This is a genomic window from Halorubrum sp. Eb13 (assembly GCF_002252895.1).
GTDB lineage: Archaea > Halobacteriota > Halobacteria > Halobacteriales > Haloferacaceae > Halorubrum.
In genome coordinates this window covers 46218-60775 of the sequence record NZ_NHPE01000016.1, presented here as the reverse complement: position 1 = coordinate 60775, position 14558 = coordinate 46218, and the positions used below count along the sequence as shown (strand labels likewise).

The 14558-nt window shown below is 64.5% G+C and carries 15 protein-coding genes; 7 read left to right on the top strand and 8 right to left on the bottom strand.

Going from position 1 to position 14558, the window contains the following annotated elements; all coding sequences use genetic code 11:
• Positions 1 to 261: 261 nt before the first annotated feature.
• The 3 genes from DJ75_RS01670 to DJ75_RS01660 form a co-directional block, all read right to left on the bottom strand.
• Complete coding sequence (locus DJ75_RS01670; RefSeq protein ID WP_141211950.1) at positions 262 to 1008, bottom strand: hypothetical protein; 747 nt, start codon at positions 1006 to 1008, stop codon at positions 262 to 264.
• An 871-nt stretch (positions 1009 to 1879) separates the two neighbouring features.
• Positions 1880 to 2680: a CPBP family intramembrane glutamic endopeptidase gene (locus DJ75_RS01665; RefSeq protein ID WP_176451404.1), complete on the bottom strand. Its 801-nt coding sequence runs from the start codon at positions 2678 to 2680 to the stop codon at positions 1880 to 1882.
• 89 nt (positions 2681 to 2769) lie between these two features.
• Positions 2770 to 3177 carry a hypothetical protein gene (locus DJ75_RS01660; RefSeq protein ID WP_094522141.1) on the bottom strand — a complete coding sequence of 136 codons (408 nt, stop codon included), beginning with the start codon at positions 3175 to 3177 and terminating at the stop codon, positions 2770 to 2772.
• Positions 3178 to 3283: 106 nt separating this feature from the next.
• Here DJ75_RS01660 and DJ75_RS01655 point away from each other — a divergent pair, with 106 nt between their 5' ends.
• The 3 genes from DJ75_RS01655 to DJ75_RS01645 all read left to right on the top strand — a co-directional run bounded on the left by DJ75_RS01655 (position 3284) and on the right by DJ75_RS01645 (position 4999).
• On the top strand, positions 3284 to 3631 hold the full coding sequence (locus DJ75_RS01655) for a helix-turn-helix domain-containing protein (RefSeq protein ID WP_094522140.1): 348 nt from the start codon (positions 3284 to 3286) through the stop codon (positions 3629 to 3631).
• Between the two features lie 2 nt (positions 3632 to 3633).
• Complete coding sequence (locus DJ75_RS01650; protein ID WP_254921868.1) at positions 3634 to 3972, top strand: hypothetical protein; 339 nt, start codon at positions 3634 to 3636, stop codon at positions 3970 to 3972.
• 148 nt (positions 3973 to 4120) lie between these two features.
• Positions 4121 to 4999 carry a CPBP family intramembrane glutamic endopeptidase gene (locus tag DJ75_RS01645; RefSeq protein ID WP_094522139.1) on the top strand — a complete coding sequence of 293 codons (879 nt, stop codon included), beginning with the start codon at positions 4121 to 4123 and terminating at the stop codon, positions 4997 to 4999.
• A gap of 458 nt (positions 5000 to 5457) precedes the next feature.
• Here DJ75_RS01645 and DJ75_RS01640 read toward each other — a convergent pair whose 3' ends face one another.
• Positions 5458 to 6852: a YdiU family protein gene (locus DJ75_RS01640; RefSeq protein WP_094522138.1), complete on the bottom strand. Its 1395-nt coding sequence runs from the start codon at positions 6850 to 6852 to the stop codon at positions 5458 to 5460.
• Between the two features lie 396 nt (positions 6853 to 7248).
• Between DJ75_RS01640 and DJ75_RS01635 the strand changes: the two genes are divergently transcribed.
• On the top strand, positions 7249 to 7590 hold the full coding sequence (locus tag DJ75_RS01635) for a hypothetical protein (protein ID WP_094522137.1): 342 nt from the start codon (positions 7249 to 7251) through the stop codon (positions 7588 to 7590).
• Positions 7591 to 7607: 17 nt separating this feature from the next.
• On the opposite strand, the gene DJ75_RS01630 is transcribed toward DJ75_RS01635, so the two are convergent.
• The gene (locus tag DJ75_RS01630; RefSeq protein WP_094522136.1) at positions 7608 to 8255 is read right to left on the bottom strand and encodes a ribonuclease HI family protein; all 648 of its coding nucleotides are present in this window, start codon (positions 8253 to 8255) and stop codon (positions 7608 to 7610) included.
• 377 nt (positions 8256 to 8632) lie between these two features.
• On the opposite strand from DJ75_RS01630, the gene DJ75_RS01625 reads away from it, so the two are divergent.
• Entirely contained in the window at positions 8633 to 9922 is a 1290-nt protein-coding gene (locus tag DJ75_RS01625) for a nitrous oxide reductase family maturation protein NosD (RefSeq protein ID WP_094522135.1), read from the top strand.
• A gap of 105 nt (positions 9923 to 10027) precedes the next feature.
• On the top strand, positions 10028 to 10900 hold the full coding sequence (locus tag DJ75_RS01620; protein ID WP_094522134.1) for a hypothetical protein: 873 nt from the start codon (positions 10028 to 10030) through the stop codon (positions 10898 to 10900).
• A gap of 36 nt (positions 10901 to 10936) precedes the next feature.
• Here the strand turns inward: DJ75_RS01620 and DJ75_RS01615 are convergent, their stop codons facing one another.
• A complete protein-coding gene (locus DJ75_RS01615) occupies positions 10937 to 12442 on the bottom strand; it encodes an amidase (RefSeq protein WP_094522133.1) in 1506 nt (501 codons plus the stop codon).
• A 253-nt stretch (positions 12443 to 12695) separates the two neighbouring features.
• Between DJ75_RS01615 and DJ75_RS01610 the strand changes: the two genes are divergently transcribed.
• Positions 12696 to 13106, top strand: coding sequence for a CBS domain-containing protein (locus DJ75_RS01610; RefSeq protein ID WP_094522132.1), 411 nt, complete (start codon positions 12696 to 12698; stop codon positions 13104 to 13106).
• 103 nt (positions 13107 to 13209) lie between these two features.
• Here DJ75_RS01610 and arsM read toward each other — a convergent pair whose 3' ends face one another.
• Both arsM and DJ75_RS01600 read right to left on the bottom strand, forming a co-directional pair.
• Complete coding sequence (arsM, locus tag DJ75_RS01605) at positions 13210 to 14079, bottom strand: arsenite methyltransferase (protein WP_094522131.1); 870 nt, start codon at positions 14077 to 14079, stop codon at positions 13210 to 13212.
• Entirely contained in the window at positions 14072 to 14431 is a 360-nt protein-coding gene (locus tag DJ75_RS01600) for a helix-turn-helix transcriptional regulator (protein WP_094522130.1), read from the bottom strand. The genes arsM and DJ75_RS01600 overlap by 8 nt, the downstream gene beginning before the upstream one ends.
• Positions 14432 to 14558 lie beyond the last annotated feature (127 nt).

Here is a 14558-nt window from a genome sequence, read left to right as displayed (position 1 = left end):
GAGGTACACGAGACGACGACCGAAGCGGAACGAGCAGAGCTGTACTAGGCGTCGGGTGACTACCGACGGAACCTGCGGACTGGGACAAAACCAAGCGGGTGACTGTCTCCGAGGACGGCGCGTTTCGCGGCGGCAAAACACGCTCGTTCGCGCCGGTTGCCGGGAGGAGAGGTGCCGGATGCGACGGATGGGTCGTGACTCAGTGCGCAACTCCGTCAATACGCGAACAGAGCCCAGACATCACCCCGTACTCTGATACGTTCAAGCGTCGTCGTCGATTTCCGTTGCCGTCCGACGATACGTCTCGTCAAGCGAGGGACCGCCGAGCGTCGTGTACAGTTCGATGAGGTCGGCGACGTCACTCAGGCAGTAATCTTCGAGGAGTCGGGTGAGCTCTCGGTGGACGCTGGTCCCCTCGATGCCGGCGGCGACGTTTTCGACGTATCGCTCGCCGAGCACCTGCCCGACGTGTTTGCCTTGGACGCCGCTCCCGTCTATCTCTGAGAGGTACGTGTCCGGGAACTCGTAGTCGTCGTACCAGACGCTATCGTTGTCTACGCCGCCGAGGTCGTATGCTTTCCAGTCGGGGAGGATCTGCTGATCGTCCCAGAGTTCGTCGGCGTATTCGTCGGCCGCGGCGAGGGCGACGTCGACGTGGTTTTCGAACAGTGCCTCGGTCCGGTCGAAGAACCCGTGACCTGTCGCGGCGTCTATCTCTCGAGCCCAGTTGAGGAGGTGTTTCCCGTCGAACCAAGCACCGTTGTAGGTGAGGAGGCGGTCGACGTCCCGTTCGTCACACCACTCGAACATTCGCTGGTAGAGGTCGGTCGTGTGAGTGGCTTCCCAGTCCCCACGACGGAACGGTACCGCGGTTTCCGGCGTCGTCTCGAGACCGTCCGCGTACGCGAGACCGACGGCAACCAACTCGTAGTATTCCGTGTCGTTCGAGTTCTCGGGTGGTTCCTCGAAGGGGCTCGCGGTTTCGATGTCGAGGACGAGTGTCCCCATATTACGAGAGTGCTCCCCGGATACTCAACTCGAGTTCGCCAGTCGGTGTCGCCATAGACACGTCTCACGAGCGGTCATCATAAACATTATCTTAATATTGGGAAACTCCGAGCCGGCCGGAGTTCAAATTCATCGACGACAGTAGGATGACTGACTGATTAGTAGGACAAAATTTCCCATTTTCGACTCTGTTGAAATCTTCAGATGCTGACAGGAACTGACTGCCGGATACAGAGGATAAGTTCAGCATCGGGAGCGCGTTCAATCCAGGCTGGGCGAGTGCAGTAGCCGACTTGTCGCACCCATCGTAGTGTTGACCGTCGTAATTGAGCTACTTTTCAGGATTCGTGCCGATCAGACAGCGCAGCACCGGGGTGGATGAGCGATACTAATCAGCCCTTCAAATACTTCCGGCGGCGGGTTATAATTTGGTGACATATTGACCCCGGGTCAAGAAGCACGCACCCATCGTAGTCGAGCGCCCCCCTGACCTCGAAGCCACCGCGGTCATCATCAACGTGAGAGCCAGCAGCAACACCGAAGAAACGGCCGATGTCGCCCCGACGTCAACACCCGCCTCCAACAGTCCAGCACGCAATCAGAGTTGGCCAGCGGCCAGACACACGGTCCGCGTCTGCAAGTCACGCGGCTCTGGCAGTGAACTACCCCCTTCCAAGAGAAGCGCAAACTCTCGGGCCGTGAGCACATCCTCGCGGGTGTGCCGCGTGGTCAACGATTGTCGATGCCGCTGTGCCCATTCATTCGATCGATGATAGTTAATCGTCATCCACCACAAGAACGCTGTTCCCCCGAACCGAACGGCGACGTATCGGTAACAAGTCAACCCTGTGCCCGCTGAATATAGAGGAAGTTAGTTTGCCGCCGCCAGCGACGGCGTAGGGACGGACGCCCGAACCGCAACCCATCGGTAAACGACGATGAGCGCAAGATAGACGAGAAGCAACGCGATATAATTCGGCCAGATCCCTTGCCCTGGATCGACCATGAGCGGCCAGAAATTACCGACCCCGTGGAGGAAGACAACGAGATAGAGGTTCTGCGTGAGCGCGTAGATCGTGCCAAAGATCGTCCCCGACAGAGCGAGCAGCACCAGCGTCCCAGCGAGCTGCGAAACGGGCGTTCCGTTGACCAGAAGCTCAACCGGGATATGGAGCGCTGAGAAGATCACACCGGTCACCACGATACTGATCGCCGTGCGAACCCGGAGAGAGCTGAACTCGAAGAGCGAAATCAGTTTGTTCTGTAGGTAGCCACGGAACGCCAGCTCCTCGACCGGTCCGGTGAACGCGTAGGTGGTGAACGCCCCAGCAGCGATAACGGTCGCCGAGAAGTTGAACGGGTCCGACTGATAGAACGCGTACACCCCGAACGATATCTCGTTGCCCGCAAGAAGGCCCATCCCGACAACGACTGCGTTAATGACAACGATGACACCGCCGACCGCGATCGCCGCAGGCCGAAGGAGTCGTCGTGACAGCCCGATCTCGTTGAGCGTAACGCCATCATAGCGGTACACCGCTGCGACGATGCCGAACTGGACGAGACCGGACGGGATAGTCCAGAGCGATTCAACGAGGACCGAGGCGTCATCTCCGAACAGCCAGGTGAACGTGGTCGTCGAAATCATCACCCAGATAGTGAACGCAAGCACCAGTCCGACTGCGGGCCAGATACCGCATTGAAAGGTGGGCGACCACTGGGCCACTGAGCTTGACGTATTCGACTGATTACTCGTCATACTCACAGGTTGGCGACAACGAGCAATATCTGGGAGCCGAGCAGGACGCCGAGTGTGCCCAGCACGGCGACGACGTAGTATGGGCGGATGGCACCGAACTCGGCGGTGTCGTGCAACAGCGCGTCAAGCGCGCACGCGAGAACTGCCGTCGCGGCCACGAGCACTGGGAACAAGGTCAGGATGAGTGGAGTGGAGGCAAACTCCGGCCCGTAGTACGGTCCCATCCCGAGCGTCCAGTGAATCCGCAGCTGCTCCGCGAGCATCCCGTAGGCGATGACGCTTCCGACCGCACTCAACAGGACCATCGCGAGACTACCAGCGGACAGTACGCGACTCGGAGCGTCCTTGCCGGCGAAGCGGGTCACGAACGATACCATCCGTGCGTCGTCGATGTTCGGTGGTACTTCCATTGTCACACCCCATGCTTCAAGGGGAAGTCAAAAAGGCGTGCGAGCAGTCCTTCACTCCCTGAAGCGTTCGCCACCTCTTTACTCCCCGTGGTCGCAAATGGTGTCAATGAGTGAGGATGACCCCGAAATCGAGACTGTTGCCGGTCTCCTCGAAGATCAGACGGTTCGAGAGATCCTCACCGAAACGAGCCGGGAACCCATGTCTGCAACCGCACTGAAAGAGCGCTGTGAGGCGTCGGGACCGACGATTTACCGCCGCCTCGAAGGGCTTCAGGAAGCCGATTTCGTCGTTGAACAGACCCGTCCGGATCCAGACGGTGGCCACCACCGACAGGTGTATGAACCGAACTTGGACCGCATCACGATCGGTCTCGAAGAGGGGTCGCTCTCGATGCAGATCACTCGGCGAGAACGGATGGCCGACCGGTTCACGCGGCTCGTAGAGGAGATGTAACAGTGCTCGAAGCAATGCCCAGGGGCCTGGCAAAACTCGTCCTACAAGTCGGTAGCGAACTATCGGGAACCATTCAGACGGGGCTGTTGGCGTACGAACTGTTGGGGGCAGCGCTCGGAGTGTTCATCGCCTATCTCGCCTATCGAGGGTATCGCCGCAACCGAAGTCGGCCCATGCTGTTCGTTTCGCTTGGCTTCGCCCTCGCGCTTGGTGTTCCCCTCGCGATCACACTGGTGTATCTGGCACTCCCCGTCACAGGTGGTCGGGTGGTCGTGTCGGTCGTCAACCAGACGTTCGAAGTCGTTGGTCTCTCGTGCATCGTCTATGGCCTCCGTTCATAGCAGTGATTCTCCAGCGAATCCGCGACCGTCGCTACAGTAGGTCCTCGGGCGAGAGACCCGATAGCTACAGCCGTAGTGAAATCGTCCCGCTTCAACGAGTGAAGTCCTGCTGGACGTGTTTTTTATACCCCGTTCCACCCTCCGGGTGATGACGCAGAGTTCAACGACACACCGTCGCCGGCGTGTCGCATCGCTAATCGACTCACACCCGACTGGGGCGTTTTTCCTCCTGGCAGTCGCCATCTCGTGGGGGGCCTGGATTCCGCTGTTTCTGGTGATCCCCTCCGCGACGAGTGTCGTCATGATGCCGGGGGCGTTCGGCCCCGCCATCGCGGCGGTGGTCGTACTGTGGGTCCAGGGGGAGTCAGTTCGGGAGTGGCTGACCGACGGCCTGGACTGGCACATCGAAAAACGCTGGTACGGTACTACCCTTGGACTCGCGCTCGTACTCGCGCTCGTACTCGGAGTCGGGCTCGCGATCAGTACGGGGCAATTTACCACAGATCGCCTGCCGCAAGTAGCAGCGATGTATCCGGTCACGGTGCTAATTACATCGTTGCTCGGCGGTGGTCAGGAGGAGTTCGGGTGGCGTGGATTTGCGGTCCCGGCGCTTCAGGATCGCTTCGACGCGCTAACCACGAGCGTTATCGTCGGCCTTGTCTGGGCGGTATGGCACCTGCCCGCGTTCGCGTTCGAGATCCCGGGCTACACCTCTTCGTTCGCACTGTACACACTGCTCGTCGTCGGGATTTCGATCATCCTCACCTGGCTGTACAACAGCACAGACGGGAGTGTCCTGTTGGCGATGCTCTTCCACGGCGGGGTCAACGCGGCCCCAGGTATTGGTACGGCATTCGTTGGGGATCTCTCACTGATTGACGTCTCACCGTACCTGGTTCTGGTCCCCGCTGTCTGGGTCGTCGCCCTCCTGCTGCTGTTTCGATACGGGCGAGACACGCTCTCGGCTGGCTCCAGTATGACAAACGCTATCGGGGACGCCCAGACCGAGATTACCGAAGTGTCGTAATTAGACTGCGAACCTGAAACTCCCACCGCTCGGGATTCCTCCGTGTTTACGCGGAGGAGGATGTCAACCCGGAGCAGAGCGGATTCGGCGAGTGGTTCGATCCCTTCGTCTTCGAGCGGGGAGAGAAGCCTGGCGTTCCGCCGCCTGACCCGCCACTCGGGAGCATACCAGGAGACCCGATCAACAGCGACCGTCTCCGGTGGTTCGGTGACGAGTGTCACGTTCGCGTCCGCCGGTTCTGGTACTGTTTCGGGAGCGCACCTCGGCTCCACGAAGAGCGCTCGGCGCTGTCGCGGTGAGAAGAGGGGGAGGTGGTCGGTACTCCTCCGGTCTCTACCGCTCACCTCGCTGCAAGATACGCGCCCCCCAACCCGCGAGGAAACTCATACTCCCCGCGGAGCTACGGATCGGCCAGCCTTACTGACCGTTTGCGATGGTATCCTTTTGATAATATCCCCTCAAGTATTACAGTAGGTCGTATACTCTGCATCGAACTCTCGTGGCGGTGGTTGCTGGAACTGCGAATCCACGTCCTTCGAGGTATAGGGGTTTTCCAACACGGTCAATAACCCCTTGAATTTGGATAGATCCCCGGTTTCGAGATACTCATCCAGCGCCTCTTCAACCAGGTAGTTGCGGGGGACATACCGCGGATTGGCTTCCTGCATCAACTTCTCATCTAGGCCGACAGCAGCCAACTTATTCCTGAGCCGCTCGAATTCTGCAGTTGCAAACACTGGGTCATCAAACGTACCGGGCGTCTCTAACTCGAGGAACGTATTGGTGTAGTCCGCGTTCGATTTGCGAAGCCACTCCAAGAATTCATCGACCAGTTCCTCCTCGCCATCTGAGTTGATCCCCAGTTTCTTCCGCGTCATCGCGTCGTATTGCGCATCGAATCGATCCTCAAATTCGTCTAGTTTGACTTCGAGTTCATCGTACGCGAGCGCTGACTCTGTACACAGCGGTTGGAGTGCCTCTGCGAACCGTTCGAGATTCCACCGCAAGATGGGTCGCTGGTTTCCGAATGCGTATCGCCCGTGCTTATCGATCGAGCTGAAGACCGTCTCCTCATCATAGTAATTTATGAAGGCACAGGGTCCGTAATCAAATGTCTCTCCGTCGATACTCATGTTGTCCGTATTCATGACGCCGTGGATGAATCCGACACGCAACCAGTCGACAACCATCTCGATCGATGACTGCATGACTGCATCGAAGAACTCGAGGTATGTGCGATCCGCTTCATTTAGCCGCGGGTAGTGCCTGTCAATAACGTAGTCAGTGAATCGCCGTAGTTCGTCGGATCCTTGACCTGCGACGTACTGGAAGGTCCCGTACCGAATGTGGCTGTTCATCACTCGGACAAGGACGGCTCCGGGCTCTGTCCGTCGTCGTTCGACTGCTTCGTCAGTTTCGACGACTGCCAGGCTTCTCGATGTTTTGATATTTAAATTCCGCATCGCATACGAATACAGATACTCTCTGAGCATCGAGCTGATCGTTGCGTTGCCATCACCTCTTCCGGAGTACGGCGTTCGACCGGCCCCCTTCAGTTGAATATCGCATCTATTACCATCGTGTACATGCTCGCCGAGTATCATCGCTCTCCCATCGCCCAAGATGGTAAAACTCCCATACTGGTGGCCCGCATACGCTTGGGCGATAGGTTCTTCCAAGCAGTCTTGGCCCGCTAGAATCTTAGCATTGAGCTTCGCCGTATCCAATCCGAGATCAGCACATAGCTCGTCATTGAGAAGCAACACGTTGGGATCAGCGATACTTTTTGGCGTTACCCTCGAATAGAGGTTTGAGTCTAAAGCTTTGTAAGTGGTGTCAAATGAAAAGGACATTTAGTTTCATACCGTGTTATCTTGCTTGCTTTAATAATCTTGTCCTTGGAAATGTTAAGAACCGATCGATCAGAGAGGTTCAAATTGGCGTGTGTCGCATACACGCTCTGTATCTCGCATGGCGTTCCTCACAGAAGCGGGAGAGGAGTAGTCCGGCTTCGGTCCGTAAGTTCGCGATACCGACCGCAGCGGAACAGCATCTATCACTTCCTACGGATTTCAACAGAGCCGAAGACGGTTGTTGATGCTTCCGTCGGCGGTGAGAGCGCCGCCGCGGTCCCCTCCTGTTTAGCCCGCGCTCCGTTCTGAGACCGCTCCCTTCCCGCGCGACCGGTCCGGACGCATCGGGTCCGGGACGTGTCCGGCGTTCAAGTGCGTAGAGCGTAACACCCAGCCGTGACTGACGACGCGTTCGATCCCGACGATGTCGGCCTCCCGACCGTCTCGTGTACCCGCTGTGACCGCGAGTGGAAGCTCGACCACGAACTCGACGACCTACACGCCGGCAACCGCGCGGTCGAGCAGTTCGCGCTCGATCACGAACGACACACCGGCCACTTCCCGGACGACGTGACCCCGTGGGTCGTTCGGTGCCAGCGCTGTCCGGACGGCGACCAGTTCCTGTCGGAACGCCCCGCGCGGCGCTGGGCGACCACCCACGCGCGCCACACGCGCCACGCCGTGCGACTCGACGGGCCGGACGGGACGGACGAGGTCGTCTCCCCCGAGACGGAGTGAGTCCGGCCGGTGAGCCGTCACCCCGGGCCGAGCGCGGCGATGTCCGCTCCGACCGCGGCCCGGGCGTCGGCCGGGTTCGGCTCGTGGTCGGCGAGGTGGGTCCACTCGCACGCCGACAGCGCGGACAGGTGATCCACGATCGCCGGACGGTACGGCGCCGCGGCGGCGACTCCGTCGCCGTCCCGCCAGACGTCGTCGATCACCGTCATCGAGTCGATGCGCACCTCGACCGCGACCGGGCCGCACCGGGAGACGAGCGCTTCGAGCCCGAGGTGGAGCGCCGCGTACTCCGCGGTGTTGTTCTCCGCCCGCGACCCGACCGGTCGCCCGAGCGCGGCGAACGACTCGCCGCCGGCCTGAAGCACGGCGCCCGCGCCGGCCGGTCCGGGGTTCCCGCGCGAACTCCCGTCGACGTAGAGCACGACATCGGCGTCGCCGGCGCGCTCGCACCCCTCTCTCGCGGGCGGCGGGTCGCCGGCGAGCACCTCGTCGACGGCCGTCCGGATCTCGTCGTCGGTCGTTCCGGGGTCGAACAGGCCCCCGAATCCGTCGACGGCCGCGTCGACCGCGTCGATGGCGGGCCCGATCTCGTAGTCGTACAGGGCGAGCACCGCGTCGACCCGGCCGGCGAGCGGCGACAGCGTCGCGGTCGGTAAGCGGTCCATCTACGGGTCGCCCCGCGCTCGCCGTCGCCGCCGGTTCGTCGCATTGCTCATCGCTACGCGTACGTCGGGCGGAACGGGCAAAAGAGCGCGGGTCGGAACGGTCCGTCGTCGTCGGCCGGGGCGCCGGCGTCGCCTCGCACCAGCGACCGAGCCGCAAGGACGGTCGCGCACTCACCCGTTCGAGACGGTCGTGATCGCTCTGGAGTTGTAGCGTACCGTACACTATTGCAGTCTGTCTTGCGAGAGTCAGAGGCGGGCGTTCCTCCTCGATCCGTTCCGCACGCAAGCGTTCGCCGGCCACGTCGGGGGAGGCACCCGAGGACTTATGTCTTTTATCCGTAACTAATATCTGAGGTCTACGGCCCGGCGAGGAAACCATGACACGGAACAAGCCCGACACGGAGGCGACAGGGGTATCGAAACGGGAAACGCGGACGCTGGACCGGCGACGCGTCCTCCGCGGACTCGGCGTCGGAGCCGGCGTCGCCGCGCTCGGACTCGGCGGCGTCGGCTCGGCCGCCGCCGACACGGCGTCGGTCAGTGGGGGCGGAAACGCGCTCCAAGCCGCCATCGACGACGCCACCGACGGCGACACGATCGTCGTGACGGACGACGTGACGTACGACCCGGTGACGGTCGACGCCGGCGTGACGCTCGAAGCGGACGGAGATCCGACGATCGAGGGCGACGGCGGCACTGGCGCCGCGGTCAGCATCGAAGCCGACGACGTGACGATCACGGGGTTCACCGTCACGAACCCCGACGGGCTCCTCGGGATCAAGGTGCAAGAGGGGTACGACGGCGCGACGATCGAGAACAACACGGTCGAGGACGTCGGACCGACCGGCCGCCTCGGCGTGACGGGGATCGTCGTCGGGCAGGGGGACCACGACGATATCTCGATCGTCAACAACTCGATCCGGAACCTCGATCAGGAGACGACGGACGATTCGGGATTCCCGACCGTCAACGGCATCCTGTTCGACGCCGACAACAGCGATCCGGGGACGATCACGGAGACGACCGTGAACAACAACGTGATCGAGGGGATCGAGAGCGACATCGCGCCGCTCGGGATCGTCGTCCAACACGAGACGGACGGCGTCACAATCAACAACAACGAAATCAGGGGCCTCGTCGCCGCTGACGACACCGACTCGGACCCGAGCGACAGTGTCGACTTCGGGTTCACGTTCGCGCAGGGGATCAATATCGCCTCGCCGGCCACAGCGGATACCGCCATCAACCACAACGTGATCGAGGATATCACGAGCGCGGAGACGATCCTGCCGGAGGCCGTGAAGATCGACGGGGACGGGGGCGGCCTGACGTTCCGGGCCAATCGGTTCCTCGTCGCCGTCGGCCTCAACAACCGGAACGGGACCGACGACGGGAGCAGAGACCCGTCGGACGATCCCGAGGTCGACGCGAAGAACAACTGGTGGGGCAGCGAGGACGGGCCCGAGGAGGCTGATTTCAACCAGGACGCGGACGACGGCGACCGCAGCGACGTCGTCGGGAACGTCGCGTTCGAGCCGTTCCTCCGCAACCCGCCGGGCCCGAAGGGGAAGGGCAACGGCCGGGGCGGAGGCGGCGGCGGCAACGGCGGAGGCGGCGGGAACGGCGGGAATGGTCGGGGGCGCGGCAACGGTAAAGGCGGGACATAAGAGCGCGAGAGCGCCGGGACCGGGCGTCGCCGCGCTCCGGGTTCGGGAGCGGCGGCGTGCGCCCGAGCGCTCCGGCGCGGTTTCGATCGACCGAAACGGACTGAGATGGCGTCGTACACCTACGACCTGAGCGGGTTCGTGACCGTCGACTCCGAGTTCGAACTGTGCCTCGTCGACGTCCCGCCGCGGCGGTCGGATGAGGGCGGAGACATCGTCGTCCGGCGGGGCGGGGAGGGCGCGCCTACCGTCGAGTGGACCGGTCGCCGCGTCGTCGTGACGGTGCCGCCGTCGATGACCGTGGAGAAGGACGCCGCGACCGAACCGGTGCGGTTCACTAAGATACTGCTGTCGGCCGTCCAGGCATTGCTCTTGCGGCGGGAGGCGACGCTGGCCTTCGGCAGCGCGTTCCGGGCGCCGGACGGGAGCGGGGTCGGCCTGTTCGGACCGAGCGGCTGCGGGAAGTCCGCGGCCTCGTTCCGGCTCGCTCGGGAGCGGGGCTACCGACTGCTCGCGGACGACCTCCTCGTCTTCCACGACGGCCGGGTGTACCCGTTCCCGCGGTACCTGAACCTCCCGCGCGACGTCGCCGCAATCGAGCGGTGGCTCCGGTCGGAGGAGGCCTCGACCGAACGCGTCAGGCTCTGGCCCGACGCGGCGGACGTGCCGCGGCGATCGGTCACCGAGAGCGTGCCCGAGCGGATCGAACTCGACGAGGTGCTGGTGGTCGCTTCCCACGAGCCGCCCGCGGGGAGCCCGGAGCCGATACCGCCCGAAGACGCCGCCGCGACGCTGATCGATCTCGTCGACAAGTCGCTGGCCGGGTGGATCACGGAGTCGCGGACGCGCGAGGCGATCGACGACCGCGGCGTCGACCGTCGACCGATCCTCCGATCGGCGGTGAGCGGCGCGGCCTGTTACCGGCTCGAAACGCCGCGAAGCGACCTCGCGCGGTCGGTCGCGGAGTTCGTGGAGCGGTGAGCGGAGCCGGGCCGCGTCTCCCGACCCGGACGGTCGCTACCCGTCGAACCGAGCCGGCGGCCGCCGGTGATCGGTGGCCCGTTCGAAGGCGTACGCGAGCTCGAACAGCCGCTGCTCGGCGAACTCCCGCCCGAGGAGCTCGACGCCGACCGGGAGCCCGTCCGGAGTGAACCCGGCCGGGACGACGATCGCGGGGAGCCCCGTGTGGGCGGCGAGCTCGCAGTTCATTTCCGCGAACGGCTGGTTGTCGGGGATCTCGACCGGCGGTATCCGCGACGGCGGGTACAGCAGCGCGTCGAGGTCGTCGTCCGCCAGCCGCGCGAGCGTCGCGTCCCTGACCGCCTCCCGCCGCCGGAGGCTCCGCAGGTAGCCGGTGTTCTCGTCGAGCGCGTCGGCGTCGGTGTCGAGGATCGCGGTGCCCTCGAACCTGGCTCGCACCGCCGGGTGGAGCTCGCCGGTCGCGACGAGTTCGGCCAGCGAGTCCGGCGACGCCGCGTCGGCCGTCTCCGAGAGGTAGGCGTCGAAGTCCCGGGCGAACTCGTACTCGAGGACGCGGGCGCTTTCGAGGCGCGTCTGGTCCACCACGTCGACGGGGTCGACGACCGTCGCGCCCGCCGCCTCGAACTCGGCGATCGCGTCCTCGACGACCGCCGTCACCCGCTTGGCGGCGCTCTCGGGGGCGCTCTCGTCGTCCCGGAGGCCGAAGAACTGCCGAGCGACCCCGATGCGCGCCCCGTCGAGCCCGTCCTCGTCGAGGTGCGCCGCGTACCCTTCGTCCGGGACCCGCCGGTCGCCGCGCGCCGTGATCGGGTCCGCCGGGTCGTACCCGGCCATCGCGTCGAGGGTCCGCGCCGCGTCCTCGACCGTCCGCGCGATCGGGCCGGCCGTGTCCTGCGTCTCGCTCAGCGGGACGATCCCCGTCCGGCTGACCAGTCCCATCGTGGGCCGGACGCCGACGACGTCGTTGAACGCGGGCGGCGACCGGACCGACGAGCACGTGTCGCTCCCTGTCCCGACGACGGCGAAGTTCGCCGCGATCGCCGCCGCCGTGCCCCCGCTCGACCCGGACGGGCGCCGGTCGCGGTCGTACGCGTTCCGCGTCGCCCCGCCGAGGGAGCTCACCGTGTCGACGCCGAAGGAGAGCTCTTGCAGGTTGGCCTTCGCGAGGACGACGGCGCCGGCCTCCCGGAGCCGCGCCACCACGGTCGCGTCGCGGCTCGGCCGTGACTCGGCGAGCGCCGTGGAACCGGCCGTCGTCGGCATGTCGTGCGTGTCCTGGTTGTCCTTGAGAACGACGGGGACCCCGTGTAACGGGCCGACGAGACCGTCGCGGTCGAGCGCGGCGTCGAGTTCCCGCGCGCGGTCAAGTGCGTCGGGATTCACCGCGAGGATAGCGTTGAGGTCGTCGTCGTGCGCCGCGATCCGCGACAGGTACGCGTCGGTGACCGCCTCCGCGGTCGTCTCCCCCGCCTCGTAGGCGGCGTGGACGTCCGAGACGGTCGCTTCGATCGGGTCGAAGTCGTCGGTGTCCGGCGGCGACATAGTGGCCTCCGTGACCAATTCGCACACAGCGTTCTCAATCTACCGCTTGACGTGGTCACCGAACGGTCGCCGAGAGACGCCTCGAACCGGACGCCCCGCGTCACGTCCCGCCACTCGACCGGGAGCGTAACACACCGAACAGTCACCGTTGAACGGTTTCGGTGTTCGGAAGCGGAAGTTCAGTACGTTTTCTCTGAGTATGTCCCGATTCTGAGCGCAATGCGTTTACAGTTGCAGTACGTTGACACTGCACATGGAGACGGAGTCGACCCCCGTTTCGGAGCTCATGAGCACCGGCCTGTTGACGACGACGCTCGACACCGCCGTCGAGCACGCCGCGGAAACGTTGCTGACCGAGGGCGTCGGGTCCTTGGTCGTCCTCGACGAGTCGGGGGGACTCGCGGGCGTACTCACGACCACCGACCTCGCGGAGGTCGTCTCGTCGGGCCGGGTTCCCGGTTCGGCGACCGTCGTCGACTACATGACGGACGACGTGACGACGGTCGCGTCGACGGACGCGGTCTACGACGCCGCGGTGAAGATGATCCGGGGAGACATTCAGCACCTTCCCGTCACCGACGGGGACGACGAGGTCGTCGGGATGCTCTCGGCGACGGACCTCACGGCGCAGCTGACGTACATGACCAGCAGCGGCACCGACTGACCTCCCGAGTCCGGGTTCGGCTCGGACCCGAGCCGGGGGGCGTCCCGGACCGGGTCGCCGTCCCGGTGACCGAGTCGGACGACGAGACGCGGGCGCCGGTCGGTCAGGCGCCGTCCGTCGGCTTCCGGGCCTCGATGGCGGCGGAGACGAGGTAGTCGCCGAGGTCGCGGTCGGCGTCCCACTCGCTGATGAACTCGGTGCTGTCGTCCTTGGGCGTTATCTCGATCGCCTCGAAGCCGGCGCCGTCGAGCATCGATTCGAGCGCCTCGACGGTGGCCGCGCCGGCGACGCAGCCGGTCAGCGAGTCCGGGTCCCGCTCGACGTCGTCCGGGAAGGGCGCGGTCTGGACGACGTCGGAGACGGCCACGCGACCGCCGGGCTCGAGGACGCGGTAGGCGTCGTCGAACACGGACCGCTTCTCCGGAGCGAGGTTGACGACGCAGTTCGAGATGACGACGTCGACGGTCGCGTCGGCGACGGGGAGGTGGCTGATCTCGCCGAGGCGGAACTCGACGTTGCCGGCGTCGTTCCGCTCGGCGTTCGCCCTGGCCTTCGAGACCATCTCCGGCGTCATGTCGACGCCGATGACGCGCCCCTCCGGCCCGACCTCCCGGGCGGCGAGGAAGCAGTCGAACCCCGCGCCGGAGCCGAGGTCGAGCACGGTCTCGCCGGGCGTCATCTCGGCGAAGGCCTTCGGGTTCCCGCAGCCGAGACCGAGGTCGGCGCCGTCGGCGACGGCGGCGACGTCGTCCGCGTCGTAGCCGAGGCGCTCGCTCCCCGTCGCGTCCGCGTCGCCGTCACAGCAGCCGTCGTCGGCGACGCCGCCGTCGCAGCAGCCGTCGTCGGTGGCGTCGACGCCGACCTCGTCGGAACCGTCCCGACCGCTCGACGCGATCCGGCCGTAGCGCTCGCGCACCATCTCGCGGATCGCCTCTGGATCCCGGTCGGCCCGCGCCTCGGCGTCGTTACTCATCGTTCCCCCGCACGTCGTCGAGCGTTTCGAGGAGCGCCGCGGCCGTCTCGGTCAGGCCGTAGTACCGCCACGACCCCTCCTTTCGTCGTGTCACCAACCCCGCGTCGCGGAGCCGCGAGAGCGCTTGGCTGACGGCGCTCTGGCCGACGCCGACCCCGGCTTCGAGGTCGCAGACGCAGACGCCGCCGTCGGCGCTCGCGATCAGGCGGAGCAGCTCGTATCGCGTGTCGTTCCCCATCGCGGTCAGGGCCCGGAGGTCCGTCGCCGTCGCCGCCGGGTCGGCTCCGTCGAGCGACGCGCAGCAGCCGTCGGTCTCGTCTCCCGTCTCGTCGGCGGTCACGCCGTTTACCATATTAGCAATACATTATACAACCAAACACTAATACGTTTCCCAAACTGCGGTTCGCGACCGGGAGAGACGGGGACGCCCGTCGCGACCGCCGCGACGCGATTCGGGAACCGGTTCTCCGGATCACGCC